This window comes from Streptomyces sp. NPDC107500, assembly GCF_055582785.1.
Genome location: NZ_JBVJPF010000006.1, coordinates 603,718 through 623,551 on the forward strand (window position 1 = coordinate 603,718; position 19,834 = coordinate 623,551).

General features: G+C 70.5%; 18 protein-coding genes, 1 rRNA gene and 1 riboswitch. Of the genes, 5 read left to right on the forward strand and 14 right to left on the reverse strand.

Translation table 11 applies throughout. The features are described from left to right. Positions 1–171: 171 nt before the first annotated feature. On the forward strand, positions 172–981 hold the full coding sequence (locus ACZ67M_RS26440) for a PhzF family phenazine biosynthesis protein (RefSeq protein ID WP_385795503.1): 810 nt from the start codon (positions 172–174) through the stop codon (positions 979–981). 111 nt (positions 982–1,092) lie between these two features. Here ACZ67M_RS26440 and ACZ67M_RS26445 read toward each other — a convergent pair whose 3' ends face one another. Beyond that, positions 1,093–1,920, reverse strand: a complete 828-nt coding sequence (locus ACZ67M_RS26445) for a CPBP family intramembrane glutamic endopeptidase (RefSeq protein ID WP_469853024.1) — start codon at positions 1,918–1,920, stop codon at positions 1,093–1,095. Between the two features lie 98 nt (positions 1,921–2,018). Beyond that, positions 2,019–3,536, reverse strand: a complete 1,518-nt coding sequence (locus ACZ67M_RS26450; protein ID WP_385795506.1) for a glutamate-cysteine ligase family protein — start codon at positions 3,534–3,536, stop codon at positions 2,019–2,021. Between the two features lie 551 nt (positions 3,537–4,087). Here ACZ67M_RS26450 and ACZ67M_RS26455 point away from each other — a divergent pair. The 3 genes from ACZ67M_RS26455 (at position 4,088) to ACZ67M_RS26465 (ending at position 5,807) form a co-directional block, all read left to right on the forward strand. Continuing rightward, on the forward strand, positions 4,088–4,672 hold the full coding sequence (locus ACZ67M_RS26455) for a hypothetical protein (protein WP_392102750.1): 585 nt from the start codon (positions 4,088–4,090) through the stop codon (positions 4,670–4,672). Between the two features lie 272 nt (positions 4,673–4,944). Beyond that, entirely contained in the window at positions 4,945–5,148 is a 204-nt protein-coding gene (locus tag ACZ67M_RS26460; RefSeq protein WP_122621018.1) for a DUF5999 family protein, read from the forward strand. A 239-nt stretch (positions 5,149–5,387) separates the two neighbouring features. Then, positions 5,388–5,807, forward strand: a complete 420-nt coding sequence (locus tag ACZ67M_RS26465) for a TOBE domain-containing protein (RefSeq protein ID WP_361355566.1) — start codon at positions 5,388–5,390, stop codon at positions 5,805–5,807. Between the two features lie 80 nt (positions 5,808–5,887). Here ACZ67M_RS26465 and gcvP read toward each other — a convergent pair whose 3' ends face one another. Beyond that, positions 5,888–8,773 (reverse strand): aminomethyl-transferring glycine dehydrogenase, encoded by a 2,886-nt coding sequence (gene gcvP, locus ACZ67M_RS26470; protein WP_392238106.1) that lies wholly within the window; start codon positions 8,771–8,773, stop codon positions 5,888–5,890. Between the two features lie 176 nt (positions 8,774–8,949). Beyond that, a riboswitch (glycine riboswitch) is annotated at positions 8,950–9,045 on the reverse strand. A gap of 149 nt (positions 9,046–9,194) precedes the next feature. Here gcvP and ACZ67M_RS26475 point away from each other — a divergent pair. Beyond that, positions 9,195–9,572, forward strand: a complete 378-nt coding sequence (locus ACZ67M_RS26475; protein WP_469853027.1) for a PRC-barrel domain-containing protein — start codon at positions 9,195–9,197, stop codon at positions 9,570–9,572. Positions 9,573–9,615: 43 nt separating this feature from the next. Here the strand turns inward: ACZ67M_RS26475 and ACZ67M_RS26480 are convergent, their stop codons facing one another. The 11 genes from ACZ67M_RS26480 to rrf all read right to left on the reverse strand — a co-directional run. Next, a complete protein-coding gene (locus ACZ67M_RS26480; RefSeq protein ID WP_392018539.1) occupies positions 9,616–10,995 on the reverse strand; it encodes a DNA polymerase IV in 1,380 nt (459 codons plus the stop codon). Between the two features lie 78 nt (positions 10,996–11,073). Further along, entirely contained in the window at positions 11,074–11,757 is a 684-nt protein-coding gene (locus tag ACZ67M_RS26485; RefSeq protein WP_361355558.1) for a MerR family transcriptional regulator, read from the reverse strand. 132 nt (positions 11,758–11,889) lie between these two features. Further along, complete coding sequence (locus ACZ67M_RS26490) at positions 11,890–12,363, reverse strand: bifunctional nuclease family protein (protein WP_030189411.1); 474 nt, start codon at positions 12,361–12,363, stop codon at positions 11,890–11,892. A gap of 84 nt (positions 12,364–12,447) precedes the next feature. Further along, on the reverse strand, positions 12,448–13,185 hold the full coding sequence (gene ftsR, locus ACZ67M_RS26495) for a transcriptional regulator FtsR (protein WP_469853029.1): 738 nt from the start codon (positions 13,183–13,185) through the stop codon (positions 12,448–12,450). 22 nt (positions 13,186–13,207) lie between these two features. Continuing rightward, positions 13,208–14,167: an FHA domain-containing protein gene (locus ACZ67M_RS26500; RefSeq protein WP_361355554.1), complete on the reverse strand. Its 960-nt coding sequence runs from the start codon at positions 14,165–14,167 to the stop codon at positions 13,208–13,210. A gap of 61 nt (positions 14,168–14,228) precedes the next feature. Further along, positions 14,229–15,074, reverse strand: coding sequence for a DUF881 domain-containing protein (locus ACZ67M_RS26505; protein WP_469853031.1), 846 nt, complete (start codon positions 15,072–15,074; stop codon positions 14,229–14,231). 5 nt (positions 15,075–15,079) lie between these two features. Beyond that, positions 15,080–15,412 (reverse strand): small basic family protein, encoded by a 333-nt coding sequence (locus ACZ67M_RS26510; protein WP_003977440.1) that lies wholly within the window; start codon positions 15,410–15,412, stop codon positions 15,080–15,082. Then, the gene (locus tag ACZ67M_RS26515; RefSeq protein WP_361355551.1) at positions 15,409–16,245 is read right to left on the reverse strand and encodes a DUF881 domain-containing protein; all 837 of its coding nucleotides are present in this window, start codon (positions 16,243–16,245) and stop codon (positions 15,409–15,411) included. Before ACZ67M_RS26515 ends, ACZ67M_RS26510 begins: the two co-directional genes overlap by 4 nt. 167 nt (positions 16,246–16,412) lie before the next feature. Continuing rightward, positions 16,413–18,908, reverse strand: coding sequence for a sugar phosphate nucleotidyltransferase (locus ACZ67M_RS26520; RefSeq protein ID WP_469853033.1), 2,496 nt, complete (start codon positions 18,906–18,908; stop codon positions 16,413–16,415). A gap of 112 nt (positions 18,909–19,020) precedes the next feature. Further along, positions 19,021–19,629 carry a CDP-alcohol phosphatidyltransferase family protein gene (locus tag ACZ67M_RS26525; protein WP_073731463.1) on the reverse strand — a complete coding sequence of 203 codons (609 nt, stop codon included), beginning with the start codon at positions 19,627–19,629 and terminating at the stop codon, positions 19,021–19,023. A gap of 110 nt (positions 19,630–19,739) precedes the next feature. Continuing rightward, a 5S ribosomal RNA gene (rrf, locus tag ACZ67M_RS26530) occupies positions 19,740–19,834 on the reverse strand; the annotation flags it as partial.

The following is a 19,834-nucleotide window of genomic DNA, read 5'->3' on the forward strand; positions in this document are numbered from 1 at the left end:
CGATATATCGGAACCTATCGCAGAGCAACCCCCCGCTTCGATCCCCAGCTCTCACGGCCGAATGGGCGGATGGGCGGATGTCCCGCACCGCCCGCGAACCACGTGAAACCCGGTCCAGCGACCGGCGATTGGCCTTGGTCCGCGGACCCGCGCGACGTCTAGCGTCGGGGCATGCGTATCCGAATCGTCGACGCCTTCACCGACCGGCCCTTCGCCGGCAACCCCGCCGGGGTCCTGCTCCTCGACGCCTTCCCGGACGACGACCGACTGCAGCGGGTCGCCCTGGAGGTCAATCACGCCGAGACGGCGTTCGCCCACCCCCTGCCCGCGGGCGGCGAGGCCGACTGGGCGCTGCGCTGGTTCACGCCGGCCACCGAGGTCGCGATGTGCGGCCACGCGACCCTCGCCACGGCCCACGTGCTGCGCACCACCGGCGCCCACGAGGGCCCGGTGCGGTTCGCCACCCGAAGCGGCGTCCTCGTCGCGACGCCCCACGAGGACGGCTCCGTCACCCTGGACTTCCCGACCGCGCCGCTGACTCCGGTCGAGACCCCGGCGGGCGTCGCCGAGGCCCTCGGCGCCGACCCCCTCACCGTCCTCGACACCGGGCCGAACATCGGTGACCTGCTGGTCGAGGTCGCCGACGAGGGGACCGTGCGCGCCCTGACGCCGGACCACAAGGCGCTGGGCGCCCACTCCGAGCGGGGCGTCATCGCCACCGCCCGCGCGGACGACCCCGCCCGGGGGTACGACTTCGTCTCCCGCTGCTTCTTCCCGAACGTCGGCATCGACGAGGACCCCGTCACGGGCAGTGCCCACACGGCCCTCGCGCCCTTCTGGTCCGGGCGACTGGGCCGGCCCGCCCTCACCGGGCTCCAGGCATCCCCTCGCTCCGGCCTGGTCCGCACGGAACTACGGGGCGAGCGCACGCTGCTCAGCGGCAGCGCGGTGACGGTGATCGAGGGCGAGCTGCTGGCCTGACCGGCCGTCGGGACGGGGCGGGGAGTCCCACGCGCAGCGCCACCCGGGACGGACGGCGCCGCTCCCGCGCCGGGTCATCCGGCACGCGCACGCCGTTCCCCGCCCGCGCGCTCACGCCGTCGGCAGCCAGCCCACCTTGCCGGCCAGCAGCGCGTACCCGACGAAGGCCCCGATGTCGAGCAGCGAGTGCGCCACCACCAGCGGACCCACGCGCCCCCAACGGCGGTACAGGTACACGAAGACGACGCCCATCACCATGTTGCCGATGAAGCCGCCGATGCCCTGGTAGAGGTGGTACGACCCGCGCAGCACCGAGCTGGCCGCCAGCGAGGCGCCCGCGCTCCAGCCGAGCTGGTCGAGGCGGCGCAGCAGATAGCCGACCACGATGACCTCCTCCAGGACGGAGTTCTGCACCGCCGAGAGGATCAGTACGGGGTACTTCCACCACACGTCGGGCAGGGCCTCGGGCACCACCGTGAGGTTGAAGCCGAGGCCACGGGCGGCCAGGTAGAAGGCGATGCCGGTGCTGCCGATGACAGCGGCGACGGCGGCCCCGCGGCCCAGGTCGGGCCACGGCCGGGTGCGGTCGAAGCCCAGGGCGCGCAGGCCGCTGCCCTCCCGGAGCAGGAGGTGCGCGACGAGGGCGACGGGGACGAGGGCCGTGGTGATGCCGAAGAGCTGCCAGGCCAGGTCCAGCCAGGGACGGCCGGGCGCGGCGGAGGCGTTGAGGGTGGCCGCCTGGTCCTTGAGCCCGCCGGGCCGGGTGACCGAGCCGATGAAGCTGATGAGGGCGGACACCCCGCTCGCGCCCAGCGACAGCGCCAGGACGAGCAGCGTCTCGTCACGCAGGGTCCGCTGTGAGAGCCGCTCCGGGGGACCCTGCTCCCCGACGACCGGCTTGTGAGGGAACGAATCGTCCACCGGGCCCGCCTCCGCCATGCACACCTGCCTCCAGCTGGGACGTCACAGCTTGCCCGATCAGTATGGGACGGTGCGCGGCGGGGCCCGGTGCCGACCCGGCGTCGGCCCGGTGCGGGTCAGCCCAGCGCCGCGGGCTCCGGCAGGCTCACCGGCCACAGGTGCACGGGATCACCCTCGCGCATCAGCTCGACGTACCGGCGGGTCGTGGCGGCCAGCGCGTCCTCCCGGGACAGCCCCGCCTCCAGCCCCCGGTGGAACGTGGCCGCCTGCCACGACGCGCCGTTGACCCGGCGCCGGCACCGCTCCTCGATCACACCGAGGTACAGGTCCCGGTCGGCGGGCTCCACGCCCCACGCGTCCAGCCCCGCCTCGGCGAGCGGCAGCAGTTCGTCGCGTACGAGGACTGCGGCGTCGACCTCGGTGGTGCCGCCCAGCCGGCCGCGGCGCGGCCACTCGAAGCGGGCGTCGATGCCGTGCCGGCACGCGGCCTCGAAGTTGGCGGCGGCGGCCTCGAACGGCAGCCGGGTCCAGACCGGCCGGGGCTCCTCGGCGAGCGCGCGCACCACACCGTAGTAGAAGGCCGCGTTGGCGATGACGTCGGTGACGGTGGGTCCGGCGGGCAGGACGCGGTTCTCCACCCGCAGGTGGGGGACGCCGTCGGCGATGTCGTAGACGGGGCGGTTCCAGCGGTAGACGGTGCCGTTGTGCAGGACGAGTTCGGCGAGCGAGGGCACTCCCCCGGCGTCCAGGACCTCCAGCGGGTCCTCGTCGTCGCAGATCGGCAGCAGCGCCGGGAAGTACCGCCGGTTCTCCTCGAACAGGTCGTAGGCCGAGGTCACCCAGCGCTCCCCGAACCAGGTGCGCGGCCGGACACCCTGGGCCTGGAGCTCGGGCGGGCGGGTGTCGGTGGACTGCTGGAACAGCGGGGGGCGCGACTCGCGCCACAGCTCGCGGCCGAAGAGGAACGGCGCGTTGGCCCCGACGGCGATCTGCGCGGCGGTGACCGCCTGGGCCGCGTTCCACACGTCGGCGAAGCGGTCCGGGGTGACCTGAAGGTGCAGTTGCACCGAGGTGCAGGCGGCCTCCGGCGCGATGGACTTGGAGGTGCAGGTCAGACGCTCGACCCCCTCGATGTCGAGGGTGAAGTCCTCGCCGCGGGCGGCCACGATCTGGTCGTTGAGCAGGGCGTAGCGGTCGACGGCGGAGAGATTGGAGGAAACGAGATCGTCCCGGTCCAGCGTCGGCAGAATACCGATCATCGCGATTCCCGCGTCGACCTCGCCGGCCTTGCGGTCCGCATATGCCAGAGACGTACGGATCTCCTCGGCGAGCCGGTCGAATACCCGGCCGCCCAACCGGTGGGGAGCGATGTTGACTTCCAGGTTGAACATGGCGAGTTCTGTTTGGAAGTCCCGGCTCGCGATGCGTTCGAGGACTTGCGCATTCAACATTTTCGGCATCCCGTCCGCACCGACGAGATTCAATTCGATCTCCAGCCCCATCAGGTTCTTCGGTTCGTCGAACCGCTTCTCCGCCAGAAGCCGCTCCAGACCCGTCAGGCACCGCTTCAGCTTCTCGCGGTAGCGCTGGCGATCGGACAGGTCGAACTGACCTGCCACGACCTTCTCCCCCATGGAAGCTTCCCTTCTGCGAGCGGCAGTCCAAGATCCGGCCGCCGGTGGCCGGTCAGGTTGGATGATGCCCAGCCGAAGCGATCGATAACGTCCCGCGGCCGCCCGGCACCCGCTACGCTGTGCCGATGTGACCGGTGGCACATTCACCAGGCATGGCGCGTGGAGCAGTTTCCGGGTCCGGTAACTCGTGAAAAACGCCGACGACAATTGGCCGACCGCTCGGTGAACATTCCCCGAGGTCACCGTCGCGCATCGGCCCGGAAATCCGGAGAAATCCCGCATCTCGGCGACCGAATGCAACCTTGTACTGGTTGCCGGAATCGGCTAGCCGAAACACAGTCTGAACACATGTCGTATAAACTCCGCGAACAAGGCAGAAGACCGGCGCCCACGGTCGAAGGATGCCGTCGTCGAGCTGACACGCGGCAGACCTCACCCCCTTCTCGGTTCCCGGACCCCGGCCCCTGCCTCCCCAGCCCCGTGAGCTGACAGCGTCGTCCGCCCCGCTCCGCCCTCGCGCCACCGTGCCTTCGAATGAGAGGCGACCCACCATGCCCCTGCGTGTCCCGCCGGCCCCCGCGCCCGCCCTGCGCTCCGTCCTCACCGCCCTCTCCTCGCCCACCGCGGTCCGGGAGGCCCGGACTCCCTCGCTGCTCGGCGCCCAGGGCCCCGTCGCACCCGAACTGCCGCTGCCCGTGCACGTCCTGGACCGAGTCACGGCGGACGGCGCGACGGCGACGCGGCTGGCCGGGTGGCGGTTCCTGATCCGCTGCGGCGAACGGGCGGTGGCGGCCGCGGAGACCATGCTCACCCCGGACGGCTGGGCGTTCTCGCACTTCTTCGAGGGCCCCTACGTCGCCTCGACCGAACGCGCGCTGCGGCAGGCCGAGTCCGTCCCCCAGTCCTACCAGCCGCGTCTGCTCTCGGTCCCCGAGCTGTACATGCTCACGCTGTGGCTGCACGGCGACTGCGCCGCGGACGCCGCCGTCGGGCACCCCGCCGCCGCCGACCTGCTGATTCCGCTGGCGCCCGCGCCTCCGGGCATCGCGGCCCACCGTCCGCACCGGGTCGCCGAGCTGCTGCCGGTTCTCACGCACCGGGTGACACCGACGGGGCTGCTCAGCTCGCCCGCCTGACCCGCAACGCTCCACCCGCGCGGACTAGCCCCATTCGGCCATGCCGAACCACCCGAAGTGACAGTGCAGTTGGGCTGAACCGTCCGCGCGGGTGATGCGTCATCAACCTGTGAGAAGCGGTGCTGCGAAATACCTGCGGATCGGCGCCCGTGGGGCAACACTGGGTTCGGACCGACTTAAACATACGGGGGGCGGCCATGAACAACGCTTCACGCCGCGGGACAGACAAGACAGCAGACTCACCCATCACCACAGACCGAGAGACCCCACTCATGTGTCAGCACCAGCCACCGTGCCCGTCAGCCGACTCCGCCGACCGGGAATCCGCCCGCCTCGCGGCGCACCACCCGGAGCAGGGCTGGAGCCTGCTGTGCAACGGCGTCGTCCTCTTCGAGGACACCGGTGAGCTTCTGCCGGACGGCCAGATCATCGCCCCGCACCGCCCCGTCGGCGCGGGTCTGATCACCGCCGCCTGAGCACCCGCCGGCCGGGGTGACAGCACTCCCGCCCGGTGCATCATGGGGCCGGCCCGCAGCCATGGTTGCGAACCGGCCCCGACGCGTGTCCAAAGCCGATCACTCCCCGTAATCCGCCGTGCTGACGAGGTCATGGCCGCCTCCCCCAAGCCCCTCCGGCACGTACTGGCGCCATATCGCGTTACGCCCAACGCCCCGGGTGCCCTGCGCTGCTCCCATCCCATGGCTACCGTCCCCCCATGAGCCTGAGCATCCGCAACCAGCTCCCCGGCACCGTCACCACCGTCACCCCGGGCGAGGCCATGGCGACGGTCAAGGTCCGCCTCTCCGGCGGCCAAGACCTGACCTCGGCGATCACCCGGGACTCCGCCGACGACCTGGCGCTCGCCGCCGGGACCGCCGTCCGGGCCCTGGTGAAGTCCACCGAGGTCGCGCTGGCCACCGGGCGTGTCGAGGGCCTGTCGATCCGCAACCGGCTCCCCGGCACCGTCACCGCGCTCACCGCGGGGGGTGCGATGGCGTCCGTCGGGATCGCCGTCGAGGGCGGCGCGCTGACCGCCGTCGTCACCAAGGAGGCCGCCGAGGACCTGGGCCTGTCCGTCGGCGCACCCGTCGTCGCACTGATCAAGTCGACGGAGGTGTCGCTCGCGACCGCCTGACACGACGAGAGGCTCCGCACCGACCCGATGGGCGGTACGGAGCCTCTCCTGGTAACGGCCGTACTGGGCGTACTGGGGGATCAGTCCTCGTAGGCGTCCAGCGGCGGGCAGGAGCAGACCAGGTTCCGGTCACCGAAGGCCTGGTCGATGCGGCGCACCGGCGGCCAGTACTTGTCGGCGGCGGACACCCCGGCCGGGAAGACGGCCTCCTCGCGCGTGTACGCGTGCTCCCACGCACCGCCCAGGGCCGCGGCGGTGTGCGGGGCGCTGCCCAGCGGGTTGTCGTCGGCGGGCCAGGCACCGGAGCCGACCTTCTCGATCTCCGCGCGGATGGCGATCATCGCCTCGCAGAACCGGTCCAGCTCGGCCAGGTCCTCGGACTCGGTCGGCTCGATCATCAGCGTGCCGGCCACCGGGAAGGACATCGTCGGCGCGTGGAAGCCGTAGTCGATCAGCCGCTTGGCGACGTCGTCGACGCTCACGCCGGTCGCCTTGGTCAGCGGGCGCAGGTCGATGATGCACTCGTGCGCGACCAGCCCGCCGGGACCGGTGTACAGCACCGGGAAGTGCGGCTCCAGCCGCTTGGCGATGTAGTTGGCGGACAGCACGGCCACCTGCGTGGCGCGCTTGAGGCCCTCGCCGCCCATCAGCCGCACGTACGACCAGGAGATCGGCAGGATGCCGGCCGAGCCCCACGGGGCCGCCGAGATCGGTCCGACGCCCGTCTGCGGGCCTGCCGCGGGCTGCATCGGGTGGTTGGGCAGGTACGGCGCCAGGTGCGACCGTACGGCCACCGGGCCGACGCCGGGACCGCCGCCGCCGTGCGGGATGCAGAACGTCTTGTGCAGGTTCAGGTGGGAGACGTCGCCGCCGAAGTGGCCGGGCTTGGCGAGGCCGACCAGGGCGTTGAGGTTGGCGCCGTCCACGTAGACCTGACCGCCGGCGTCGTGCACCCGGCCGCAGATGTCGGCCACGTGCTCCTCGAAGACACCGTGCGTGGACGGGTAGGTGATCATCAGCACGGCCAGCTCGTCGCGGTGCTGCTCGATCTTGGCGCGCAGGTCCTCGATGTCGATCTCGCCGTCCTCGGCGGTCTTGACGACGACGACCTTCATGCCGGCCATCACCGCGCTGGCCGCGTTGGTGCCGTGCGCGGAGGACGGGATGAGGCAGACGGTGCGCTGCTCGTCGCCGTTGGCCCGGTGGTACCCGCGTACGGCGAGCAGGCCCGCGAACTCGCCCTGCGACCCGGCGTTGGGCTGCAACGAGACCTTGTCGTACCCGGTCACCTCCGCGAGCCGCTCCTCCAGCTCACGGATGAGGGTGAGGTAGCCCTGCGCCTGCTCGGCGGGCGCGAAGGGGTGCAGCGCGCCGAACTCGGACCAGGTGACCGGCTCCATCTCGGTGGTGGCGTTGAGCTTCATGGTGCAGGAGCCCAGCGGGATCATGCCGCGGTCCAGCGCGTAGTCCCGGTCGGCGAGGCGGCGCAGGTAGCGCAGCATCGCGGTCTCGGAGCGGTGCTGGTGGAAGACGGGGTGGGTCAGGAAGTCGTCGGTGCGCAGCTGCGCCTCGGGCAGCGTCTCCGCGGTCTCCGCGTCCAGCGCCTCGATGTCGCCCTCGACGCCGAAGGCGTGCCACACGCCGCCGACCTGGGCGCGCGTGGTGGTCTCGTCGCAGGCGAAGGAGACGTGGTCGGCGTCGACGAGCCGCAGGTTGATGCCGTTCGCGCGGGCGGCGTGCACGACCGCGTCGGCCCGGCCGGGCACCCGCGCGGTGACGGTGTCGAAGTAGGCGCCGTGGACGATCTCGACGCCGCCCGCGGCGAGGCCCGCGGCGGTGATCGAGGCGTACCGGTGGGTGCGCCGGGCGATGGCCCGCAGGCCGTCGGGGCCGTGGTAGACGGCGTACATGCCGGCCATGACGGCGAGCAGCACCTGGGCGGTGCAGATGTTGCTGGTGGCCTTCTCGCGGCGGATGTGCTGCTCGCGGGTCTGCAGGGCCAGGCGGTAGGCCTTGTTGCCGTCCGCGTCCACGGAGACGCCGACGAGGCGGCCGGGCAGGCTCCGCGCGAACTTCTCGTGCACGGCCATGTAGCCGGCGTGCGGTCCGCCGAAGCCCATCGGTACGCCGAAGCGCTGGGTGGTGCCCACGGCGATGTCCGCGCCCAGCTCGCCGGGCGAGGTGAGCAGGGTGAGGGCGAGCAGGTCGGCGGCGACGGTGACGAGCGCGCCCAGCTCGTGCGCCCGCTCGACGACCGGCTTGATGTCGCGCACGGCACCGGAGGCGCCCGGGTACTGGAGCAGGACGCCGTTGATCTCCCGCTCGGCGACCGCGGCCGGGATGCCCTCGCTCAGGTCGGCGACGACGACCTCGACGCCGGTCGGCTCGGCGCGGGTCTGGATCACGGCGATGGTCTGCGGCAGCACGTCCGCGTCGACCAGGAAGAGGCCCTTCTTGTTCTTGCCCATGCGCCGGGAGAGCGCCATCGCCTCGGCGGCGGCGGTGCCCTCGTCCAGCAGGGAGGCACCGGAGGTGGGCAGGCCGGTCAGCTCGGCGACCATGGTCTGGAAGTTGAGCAGGGCCTCCAGGCGGCCCTGGGAGATCTCGGGCTGGTACGGCGTGTACGCGGTGTACCAGGAGGGGTTCTCCATGACGTTGCGCAGGATGACCGGCGGGGTGAAGGTGCCGTAGTAACCGAGGCCGATCATGGAGTCCAGGACCTGGTTGCGGTCGGCCAGCGAGCGCAGCTCGGCCAGCACCTCGGCCTCGGAGCGGGCGCCGGGCAGGTCCAGCGCGTCGGCGTTCTTGATCACATCCGGCACCGCGGCGGCCGTCAGCTCGTCGAGCGAACCGTAACCGACCTGCGCGAGCATCTTGGCCCGGGCCTCGTGGTCGGGGCCGATGTGGCGCTGCTCGAACGGCGCTGCCTGTTCGAGTTCGGTGAGCGGAGTGCGGTGGGCGGTCATTGCGGAGGCCTCCTGGTCTGACGACCTGCGAGGGGCACCACGGCGCGGGTACCCGGTCGGCCTCCCCCTCTGTCATCTCAACCTGAGAGCTTCACCGGGGCGGCCCGAGGGCGTCCCGGCTTTCACCGTCGGTGAGAGCGGAAGCCGTCGACACCCGCTCTGCTTTCCAGAGTGACCTCGTCCGTGCGGTACGTGAGCCTGAGAGATTCCGGGGAGGATTTGCTCCTTCGGCGCCTCCGGTGATCTCCGGAGGACTCTCCCGCGCGGGGTCAGCAGCCGTTTGCCAGCGTACCAGCGAGCCCGCGGCACGAACCTTCGAGTGGCCGACCGGCCATATGTAGTTTTTTGTAGTACTTACGGATGATTCGGCGGGCTGGTGTGCGACCCCAGTGCGGCCAAGTGGTGACCAAGTGGAGGGCCCGTGCGTACTGACATCGACCCGCGGAACCTGATAGGCCGCAAGGCGTTCGACCGCGACGGCACCAGGATCGGCATCGTGGACGAGGTGTACCTCGACGATGCCACCGGCGTGCCCGAGTGGGCGGCCATCCGCACCGGCCTCTTCAGCAGGGACGCCTTCGTACCCCTGGAGCCCAGCGAGCTGGTCGAGGGCGCCCTGCGCGTGCCCTTCGCCCGGGCCCTGATCAAGGAGGCACCGGACTTCGGCGTCGGCCGCCACCTCTCGCCGGAACAGGAACTCCAGCTGTACCACCACTACGGCCTCGACGTGGCCGCCGCTCCCCCGCTCCCCGACCGCGACTTCGGCAAGCTGGCGGGCAAGGGCAACGAGGAGAGCTGACGCTCCGCCCCCACAAAGCTCGCGGCACGTACGGGACGCACGGCTAGCCGGCCACCGGTCTGGCCGGGCCGTCGCCGGGTCTTCGCGTCTCGGACGGAACCAGCGGCAGCGGATCCGCGGGCGTCAGCTCCGGGTCGTCCATCGGAAAGGTCCGCACCCGCCCGGTCCGCGAGTACGGCGTCTCGAAGCGCACGGTGACCCGCCCCAGCCCGCTCCCCTGGACCCACCCGTGCCCGAACCGCGTGTGCCGCACGTCGTGCCCCGACGGCCAGCGGCGCTCCGCGGGTGCCGGGCGGTGCTCCGCGGCGGGCTCGGTCTCCGGCTCCTCGGCCGGTTCCCCGGCCCCGCCTCCCGCCGCCTGCGCGAACAGGTCCTCCTGCGTGTAGTCGGCCAGGCCGCTGACGCCGACCCCGAGCAGCCGCACACCTCCCGTGGTGTCCACCGAGTCCAGCAGCCGGGCGGCGGCCTCCCGCACCACCGCCGGGTCGTCCGTGGGCCCGCGCAGCGTCTCGGAGCGCGTCAGCGTGGAGAAGTCGTATCTGCGCACCTTGAGCACGATGGTCCGCCCGGACAGCCCCGACGCGCGCAGCCGGCGCACGCACCGGTCGGCCAGCCGGCCCACCTCCACGCCGACCCGCACCCGGTCGTGGATGTCCACGTCGTAGGTGTCCTCGACCGACACGGACTTGGCCTCCCGCTCGGCCACCACGGGCCGCTCGTCGAGCGCCAGGGCCATGGCGTACAGGCCGTGTCCGTGCGCCTTGCCCACCAGCCGCACCAACTCGTCCTCGCCCGCCTCGGCCAGTTCCCCGACCGTGGTGATGCCGGCCCGGCGCAGGTGGTCGCCGGTCGCCGGGCCGACGCCGGGCAGGGTCCGCACGGACATGGGCTCCAGCATGGCCCGCTCCGTCCCCGGCGGGATCAGGACCAGCCCGTCGGGCTTGGCCTCCTCGGAGGCGATCTTGGCCAGCATCTTGGAGGCGGCCAGTCCCACGGATCCGGTGAGGCCCGTGGCGGCGCGGATGTCCGTGCGCAGCTTCGTCCCGGCCAGCCGCGCCGACGCCGCGTCCCAGGCCGTCCCACCGGCCTCCAGGTCCACGAAGGCCTCGTCCAGGCTCAGCGGCTCCACCAACGGGGACAGCTCCCTGAGCAGCCGCATCACTTGCTCGCTGATCGACCGGTACAGCTCGAACCGCGGGACGAGATACGCGGCGTTGGGCGCCAGCCGCCTGGCCTGGCCCATGGGCATCGCCGAGTGGACGCCGAAGACGCGCGCCTCGTACGAGCAGGTGGCGACGACGCCTCGCGGCCCCAGGCCGCCCACCACCACGGCCTTCCCGCGCAGACTCGGCTTGGACGCCTGCTCCACCGAGGCGAAGAAGGCATCCATGTCGAGATGCAGGATCGTGGGCGCGGTTCTCACATCTCCGATGCTGCCCTACGCCACTGACAATGCGGCCGCCACCGGCCGGCCCGCGCGCCGGGCGGGCCGGCGCGCCGCTCAGACCGCCCTGTTGCGGCGTCGCGCCAGCTCGTCCGCCGGATTGTGCCCGACCAGGGTCTCCCCCGTGTCGATCCGCTCTCCGTGCAGCTGGGACAGCGCGCTCTCCACGTCCCGCCAGACCACGCCGACGGCGATCCCGAAGATGCCCTGGCCGCCCTGGAGGAGGGCGTGCACCTCGTCGGGGGAGGTGCACTCGTAGACCGTGGCGCCGTCGCTCATCATCGTCATCCGCTCCAGGTCACGGAAGCCGCGCTCCCGCAGGTGCTGGACGGCGGTCCGGATGTTCTGGAGGGACACCCCGGTGTCGAGGAAGCGTTTGACGATCTTCAGCACGACCACGTCGCGGAAGCTGTACAGGCGCTGCGTGCCCGAGCCGTGGGCCGGACGCACACTGGGCTCGACGAGGCCCGTGCGGGCCCAGTAGTCGAGCTGCCGGTAGGTGATGCCGGCGGCCGCGCAGGCCGTCGGCCCGCGGTAGCCGATCTCCTCGGACGTCATGGACGCCGCCCCTCCGCTGGTCGGCACGGCGGCCGGCCGCTGCGGAGCGGAATCGGGCACACCTGCCTGTTGGGCGTACCCCCCGCCCGTGCGGAGCCGAGAGCCCTGGGGAGGGTACGGACCACTCGCCCCGAGACCGTGCCCGGGGCCACCCCCAGCCGTACCGTCGCCGCTGATCCTCACGCCGACCTCCGTCCTTGACCTGCCTCCTCGAAGGTAGGCAGTCACCAAGGGTGCGTCAACGATCGCCACACTCGGCACGCCGAGTGATAATCACCCTAAGAGTGGTTTCGCGTGCCCTGATTCGGGGAAACCCTACTGGTTGCTCGTCCCGAAGTCCTCCGGCGAGATCTGGTCGAGGAACTCGCGGAACTTCTCCACCTCGTCCTCCTGCTCGTCCGGGATCGCGATGCCCGCGTCGTCGAGGACCGTGTCGCTGCCGTAGATCGGCGTCCCGGTGCGCAGCGCCAGCGCTATGGCGTCGGAGGGCCTGGCACTGACCTCGACGCCGCTGGCGAAGACCAGCTCGGCGTAGAACACCCCGTCACGCAGGTCGGTGATGCGTACCTCGGTGAGCTCCTGGCCGACGGCTTCCAGCACGTCCTTGAACAGGTCGTGGGTCAGCGGCCGTGCCGGAGCCATGCCCTGCTGGGCGAAGGCGATCGCCGTCGCCTCACCCGGTCCGATCCAGATGGGAAGGTAGCGGTCGCCTCCCACCTCGCGCAGCAGCACGATCGGTTGGTTGGAGGGCATCTCGACCCGGACACCTACGACATCGAGCTCGTTCACACAGCAACCCTAGGCCGTGCCCGGGACGTTTGGGTAGTCGGGCCGGGATCGACTGGGCGATCCGGGGCTCCGAACAGGCGTGTTTCAGGGAAGCCGCACGCCGAGCGCGGTCTGTACCAGCGCCGCGTGCAGCCTCACCGCCAGGCCCGCCAGCTCCTTGGTACGCGCTTCCGCGTGTGCCCTGGTCTGGGGGTTGCGGTGTCGTTTCAGCGGGGCGACCACCTGGTCCACCAGCCCGGCGTCCCGGTCGGCGGCGGCCTTCATCACCCGCAGGTGCCGCGGCTCGATCCCGAAGCGCCCCAGCTGCGTCACCAGCGACGCCACGGTGACCGCCTCGGCGTCGTACGCCCCGTCGGGCAGAGGGGCGAGGAGCCCGTAGGACTCCCACTCCTTCAGCTCCTGGTCGTCGATCCCGGCCGCGGCGAGCAGCTCGTCCCGTCCGATCCGGGCGACGGCCGGGCCCTCGACGGGTTCCGGAACCGCCTCCCCGTCCCGCTGCCGGCCGACCGTGGGCAGCGACACCGCCTCACCGCGCTCGACGGCGTCCAGGTGCTCACGGATGACCTTGAGCGGCAGATAGTGGTCCCGCTGCATCCGCAGCACCCGGCCCAGACGCTCCACGTCGTGCGCGCTGAACTTGCGGTACCCGGCCGGGGTCCGCCGCGGCTCGACGAGGCCCTCGGACTCCAGGAAGCGGATCTTGGAGATGCTGATGTCGGGGAACTCGTCACGCAGCACGTTCAGCACCGTGCCGATGCTCATCAGCCCACTGTCCGTGGCGGCGGCGCCGTGACCGGCACCGCCGCTCGGTGTATGCAGCATGGACCTTCCCTGGAGGTTCGGGTCAGTAACCCCGCTGGCTCGCGTAGAACACCAGCCGGTACTTGCCGATCTGCACCTCGTCACCGTTCGACAGGGCGACCTGGTCGATGCGCTCCCGGTTGACGTACGTGCCGTTCAGGCTGCCCACGTCGGCGACCGTGAAGGAACCGTCCGGACTGCGGCGGAACTCCACGTGCCGGCGCGAGACCGTCACGTCGTCCAGGAAGATGTCGCTCTGCGGGTGACGCCCGGCGGTGGTCAGCTCACCGTCCAGCAGGAAGCGGCTGCCCGAGTTCGGACCGCGGCGCACGACCAGGAGCGCGGAACCGAGCGGCAGCGCGTCCACGGCCGCCTGCGCCTCGGGCGAGAGCGCCGGGACCGCGGTCTGACCGGTGACCTCGGCGTCGTACGCCTCGAGACCCGAGATGGAGATCGTGGAGGTCGTCTCGGAGGCACGCTCCGGAACCGCGCCGGCACGCAGCGGGGCACCGCAGTTGGAGCAGAAGCGGCTGTTCTCCGCGTTGCGGTTGCCGCACCTCGTACACACCAGGGCCGACATGGACGGATCCTCCTGCCGCGGCTGCCCCGCCGGGGCGTTCGACGCGTACGGACCGGGGTTGAACCCTCCACCCGTACCTGAGGCTGACGGTTGGCCGAAACCTATGCCGCCGGACTGTGCAGGGTCAACAGACGGCGCGCCCTGACCACCGGAAATGTCCCCGCCGGGACCACCCACCTGGTCCCGGAACATCGGGCGTCGGCCCTCCGCGTCGGGCTGGGCGCGATGGCGGGCGGTCGCGTTGTCGCTGCCCTCTCGCGCGCTCTTGCCGAACAACTTCGCAAACAACTTCACGGGCGATTCCCCTTGACCGAAACAGACCCGCCCGTGGGGCAGGACGAACCCTGACTGACCGTACTGACCGACCCGGACATCTTCACAACGTCCGTCTCCACCAGACAGTTTCCACCACGCACCGCCCAATCGGTGCGCCGACCCCCCGCAACCTCATGCCCTCGCCGGATGGCCCCCATGCACCGCCGGTTCACTGGGAGGACGACCGAGCGTAGTCAGGCCGCTCCGCCGCTCGCAAGGCGTCCACGACGATCTTGCTAGACCGCTCAACAGTAACGGTGGCCTGTTCTTTTTCCAGAGTCTGCACCACGCCTCCAGGAATGTTGAGAGCCGGTTCGAGGTCCTGCGGCTTGCCGATGACCTGGAAACGATAGGGCGCGTTGATCTTGTTCCCGTCCACGCTCACGGACTTGTCGGAGTCCGCGAGGTAGGTGCCGGCGACGACCCTCACACCGTTCACCTGGATCGCCTCCGCGCCCGCCGCGCGCAGCTCCTGGATCGCGTCGAGCAGCATGTCGGCCTCGACCGCTCCCTTCGTGTCCTGGACCGTCACCGTGATGCCGGGCCCCTGCGCGGCCACGGTGCCCGCGAGGATGCCCAGTTGCCGCTCCTTCTCCAGCGTCTGCTTGCGGGCCTCCTCCGCCTGGTCGGAGCTGTTCTCCAGCTCGTCGCGCTGCTTCTCGAGGCCCTGCTTCTCGTCTTCAAGACGCTGAGTACGGTCGTCCAGTTCATCGAGGATGCGCACCAGATCCTCCTGCCGGGCACCGCGCAGCGCGCCGTCGCTCTCGCTGTTCGACGCCACCTGGACCGCGAGCCCGAATCCGAGCCCGAACAGGAGCAGGGCGACGATGAGTTGGGCCCTGGTCAGCCGTGGCGGCCAGAGGCCCTTGAGCAGCCGCTCCCGGCCGCTCGGCCCGCCCTGCACCGGCTTCGGCTCCTCGGGAGTGTCGGCGCCGGGGGCGTCCTGGGCCGGCGCCACCTCGTCGGGCAGTTCCCTGCGCAGCCGGTTCGCGGGCTGCTCGTCGTAGTCGCTCATCGGCCTCACGCCCGGAAGACGTGGCGTCGGATCGCCGCGGCGTTGGAGAAGATCCGGATGCCGAGGACGACCACGACACCGGTGGACAGCTGGGCACCGACACCCAGCTTGTCGCCCAGGAACACGATCAGCGCGGCGACGACCACGTTCGACAGGAAGGACACCACGAAGACCTTGTCGTCGAAGATGCCGTCGAGCATGGCCCGCAGACCACCGAAGACGGCGTCCAGCGCCGCCACGACGGCGATCGGCAGGTAAGGCTCCACGGCCGCCGGCACCTCGGGCCGGACCAACAGTCCGGCCACGACTCCCACGACGAGGCCCAGTACGGCGATCACGATGTGCCCTTCTCGGTTATCGGCTGTGCTGTACGTACGATCACACTCGGTGCGGCAGGCAGCCGCAGGTCGTTCGCCACGGAGATGGCCGTCCGGATGCCGTAGTTCTCCTGAAGGGCGTGCAGGTACAGCCCGTCGGCGCTGTCCTGGAAGGTGCTGCTCAGTCGCTCGCCGCCGCCCACCGCGAGCACCGTGTACGGCGGCACCAGCGGCCTGTTGTCGACCAGTATCGCGTCACCGGCGGCCCTGATCGCCGACAGTGCCGTCAGACGCTGACCGTTGATGGAGATCGCCTCGGCGCCCGACTCCCACAGCCCGTTGACCACGCGCTGCATGTCCCGGTCACGGACCCGGCCGGTGTCGGAGAACCCGGAGGTGCCGCGCGGCTGCCCGTCACCGCCCGTGCCCACGTCCTTGGCGTCGTTCACCACGAGCTTCACGCCGGGGCCGTGCACCTCGACCGCGCCCGACAGGATGCCCACCAGGTCGGCCCGGTCGCCGGCCCCGCTCTTGTCCAGCGCCTCGCGCTGCCGGGCGCCCACCTCGTCCCGCAGCTCGTCGACGCTCGTCTCCAGCTTGTCCGCCGCCGAGGTCTCCCCCTCTATGCGGTCGATCAGCTCCTCGCGCTCCTTGGCGACCACGGGAGCGGCGATCCGTGCCTGGGCCGCGCCGACCGTGACGACCAGGGCCGCCAGCACCAGGCCGGCGGCCAGTCCGAGCTTGGCCCGCAGGGTCTTCGGCATCCCGCCGCCACCCTCGGCCTTCTTCCGCGCGGCCGCCTCGGCGTAGCCGTCGTCGAGGCTGTGGTCCATGACGTTGGTGAGCAAGGACATGGACGCGTCCGGGCGCGCGGGCCGCGTGGATGTGCTCCGAACGGGGGGTTGCTGCGGCATGTCGCACATCGTCGCACGCCGCCGCCACTACCTCCGAATGGCCCCACCGGCGTGCCGGACAGGCCCCCTTGGGGACACTTGTCCGGCACGCACGCGTGCGGTGTGATCTAGCGTCCGGCGCTGTCCACCACGGCGGCCCACTCGTCCAGCAGCGCCTGCGCGGAGGCGTCGTCCGGACCCTCGGCCCACAGGTGGGTCACGGCCTCCGCCGGGTCGGGGAGCACCATCACCCAGCGTCCGTCGGCCTCCACCACGCGCACACCGTCCGTCGTGTCGACCGAGCGGTCACCGGCGGCCTCGACGACGCGCCGCATCACGAGGCCCTTGACGGCCCACGGAGTCGCCAGGTCACGCTTGAGGACGTGCGCCCGCGGGATCCGCGCGTCGATCTGGCTCAGTGTGAGCTGCGTCCGCGCGACGAGCCCGATCAACCGCACGAACGCCGCCGTACCGTCGTAGACACTGCTGAACTCGGGGACGATGAAGCCGCCCTTGCCGTCGCCGCCGAAGATGGCCCCTTCCTCACCGCCGACCCGTGTCAGGTCGTCCGGAGAGGTGGTCGTCCACTCCACCTGGGTGCCGTGGTAGGCGGCGACCTGCTCGGCGATCCTGGTGGTCGTCACGGGCAGGGCGACCCGCCCGCTGCGCCGCTCGGCCGCGATCAGGTCGAGCAGCACCAGCAGGGCCCGGTCGTCCTCGATGATGCGGCCCTTCTCGTCGACGAGCGACAGCCGCTCGCCGACCGGGTCGAACCGCACCCCGAAGGCCGCCCGTGAGGACGCCACGATCTCCCCGAGCCGCACCAGCCCCGAACGCCGCACGTCGCCGGTCTCGGTCGGCCTGGACTCGTCGAGTCCGGGGTTGATGGTCAGCGAGTCGACACCGAGCTTGCCGAGCAGACTGGGCAGCACCAGCCCCGCACTGCCGTTGGAGGCGTCGACGACCACCTTGAGGCCGGATTCCGCGATCCCCGTGATGTCGATGTTCCGCAGCAGCGATCCGGTGTACGAGTCGAACACACTGGACGGGAAGTGCAGGTCCCCGATCTCGCCGGGGAACGCGCGCCGGTACTCCTGCCGCGCGAACACCCGGTCGAGCTTCCGCTGGCTGCCCTGCGACAGGTCGGCGCCCTGCCCGTCGAAGAACATGATGTCGACGGAGTCCGGCACCCCGAGGGTGGTCCGGATCATGATCCCGCCGGCGCTGCCCCGCGCGGTCTGCTGCCGCGCGACGGGCAGCGGTACGTTCTCCAGGTCGCGTACGTCGATGGCGCTGGCCTGCAACGCGGAGATCACCGCCCGCTTCAGCGCACGGGCACCACGGGAGTGGTCTCGGGCGGTGGTGACCGTGGAGCCCTTCTTGAGGGTGGTCGCGTAGGCGCCGGCCAGCCGTACCGCCAGTTCCGGCGTGATCTCCACGTTCAGGATGCCGGACACGCCGCGCGCTCCGAACAGATGCGCCTGGCCCCGGGACTCCCAGATGACCGAGGTGTTGACGAAGGCTCCGGCCTCGATGGTCTTGAACGGATAAACCCGAACGTTGCCCTGGATGATCGATTCTTCGCCGACCAGGCACTCGTCGCCGATGACCGCGCCGTCCTCGATCCGCGCGGCACGCATGATGTCGGTGTTCTTGCCGACCACACAGCCCCGCAGATTGCTCTGCGGGCCGACGTACACGTTGTCCGCCACCACGGCCTTGTGGAGAAAGGCACCGCTCTTGACGACGACGTTGGAGCCGACGACGGTGTGTTCGCGGATTTCGGCGCCGGCCTCGACCTTCGCGTAGTCACCGATGTACAGCGGTCCCCGCAGCACGGCGTCCGCGTGCACCTCGGCACCTTCGGCCACCCAGACGCCCGGAGAGATCTCGAAGCCGTCGATGTCGACGTCGACCTTGCGTTCCAGAACGTCGGCCTGGGCCTTGACGTAGCTCTCGTGGGTGCCGACGTCCTCCCAGTAGCCCTCGGCGACGTAGCCGTAGACGGGCTTGCCTTCCTTCATCAGCTGCGGGAAGACGTCTCCGGACCAGTCCACGGGCACATCGGGGTCGACGTAGTCGAAGACCTCGGGCTCCATGACGTAGATACCGGTGTTCACCGTGTCCGAGAAGACCTGGCCCCAGGTCGGCTTCTCCAGGAAGCGCTCGACCTTGCCTTCTTCGTCGACGATGGTGATACCGAATTCCAGCGGGTTGGGCACGCGTGTGAGACACACGGTGACGAGCGCGCCCTTTTCCTTGTGGAAATTGATCAGATCGGTGAGATCGAAGTCGGTCAGGGCATCGCCGGAAATAACGAGGAAGGCATCGTCCTTCAGTGCCTCCTCGGCGTTCTTGACGCTTCCGGCGGTACCGAGTGGCTTCTCCTCATTGGCATACGTGAGCTCCATCCCGAGCTCTTCGCCATCACCGAAGTAGTTCTTGACCAGGGAGGCCAAAAATTGAACGGTGACGACGGTCTCGTTGAGCCCATGCTTTTTCAGCAACCGCAGCACATGCTCCATGATCGGCCGGTTGGCCACCGGCAGGAGCGGCTTGGGCATGCTCGAGGTCATGGGACGAAGGCGGGTGCCTTCGCCTCCAGCCATCACGACGGCCTTCATGTCGGAAGCGTCCTCCTCTAAGAGACGACGGTTAAGCCGACTTCACCCGTCCAGGGTCCCGCACTTTTCCAGCGCGGGCCATCCGGCCACTGGGGCCGCACAATCAGAGAGTTCAATCGGCTGTGGCGTCCGCACGGACCAGGCGGCGGACCTGCACCACGTAGAGAACACCTGCCCACCAGTACAGGGTTGTACCCCATCCGGCGAACGCCCATCCGAAAACAGCGGCGAGTGACGCGATCCACCCACTGCCGTCGCTGAGCAGCAGCAGGGGGAAGGCGTACATGAGGTTGAAGGTGGCCGCCTTGCCCAGGAAGTTCACCTGGGGCGGCGGATAGCCGTGCCGGCGGAGGATGCCCACCATCACCAGCAGGACCGCCTCGCGGGCAAGAAGTACAAGCGTCAACCAGAGTGGGAGAATCTCCCGCCAGGTGAGGCCCACCAGCGTCGACAGGATGTAGAGCCGGTCGGCCGCGGGATCCAGGAGCCGCCCGAGGCTGCTGATCTGGTTCCAGCGCCGCGCGAGCTTCCCGTCCAGGTAGTCACTGACCCCGCTCAGAGCCAGCACCAACAACGCCCATCCGTCGCTCTGCGGGCCGCCGAACTCGGGGCGGAGGATGAGCCACAGGAAGAGCGGCACGCCGGCGAGGCGCGCCATGCTCAGGATGTTCGGGATGGTGAGGACCCGGTCGGTCTGCACGCGGGTCTCCTGGACCTCCACGCGGGGGCCTCCTGGTGGGAAACGAGCCAATGATGCTCACTGACCTTACCTCAACGCAAAAAAGCTCTGGCTCTCGGGCTGCGTGCCCAAGAGCCAGAGCTCTAAAAGGAGTTCGGCGGCGTCCTACTCTCCCACAGGGTCCCCCCTGCAGTACCATCGGCGCTGTAAGGCTTAGCTTCCGGGTTCGGAATGTAACCGGGCGTTT

Bases quoted from the DNA above. Each gene is read 5' to 3' on its own strand.
- gcvP (WP_392238106.1), bottom strand. From the start codon at position 8,773: ATGACCGCCCACCGCACTCCGCTCACCGAACTCGAACAGGCAGCGCCG.
- ftsR (WP_469853029.1), bottom strand. From the start codon at position 13,185: ATGCTGCATACACCGAGCGGCGGTGCCGGTCACGGCGCCGCCGCCACG.
- ACZ67M_RS26520 (WP_469853033.1), bottom strand. From the start codon at position 18,908: ATGAAGGCCGTCGTGATGGCTGGAGGCGAAGGCACCCGCCTTCGTCCC.
- ACZ67M_RS26515 (WP_361355551.1), bottom strand. From the start codon at position 16,245: ATGTCCTTGCTCACCAACGTCATGGACCACAGCCTCGACGACGGCTAC.
- ACZ67M_RS26465 (WP_361355566.1), top strand. From the start codon at position 5,388: ATGAGCCTGAGCATCCGCAACCAGCTCCCCGGCACCGTCACCACCGTC.
- ACZ67M_RS26450 (WP_385795506.1), bottom strand. From the start codon at position 3,536: ATGGGGGAGAAGGTCGTGGCAGGTCAGTTCGACCTGTCCGATCGCCAG.
- ACZ67M_RS26445 (WP_469853024.1), bottom strand. From the start codon at position 1,920: ATGGCGGAGGCGGGCCCGGTGGACGATTCGTTCCCTCACAAGCCGGTC.
- ACZ67M_RS26455 (WP_392102750.1), top strand. From the start codon at position 4,088: ATGCCCCTGCGTGTCCCGCCGGCCCCCGCGCCCGCCCTGCGCTCCGTC.
- ACZ67M_RS26460 (WP_122621018.1), top strand. From the start codon at position 4,945: ATGTGTCAGCACCAGCCACCGTGCCCGTCAGCCGACTCCGCCGACCGG.
- ACZ67M_RS26440 (WP_385795503.1), top strand. From the start codon at position 172: ATGCGTATCCGAATCGTCGACGCCTTCACCGACCGGCCCTTCGCCGGC.
- ACZ67M_RS26505 (WP_469853031.1), bottom strand. From the start codon at position 15,074: ATGAGCGACTACGACGAGCAGCCCGCGAACCGGCTGCGCAGGGAACTG.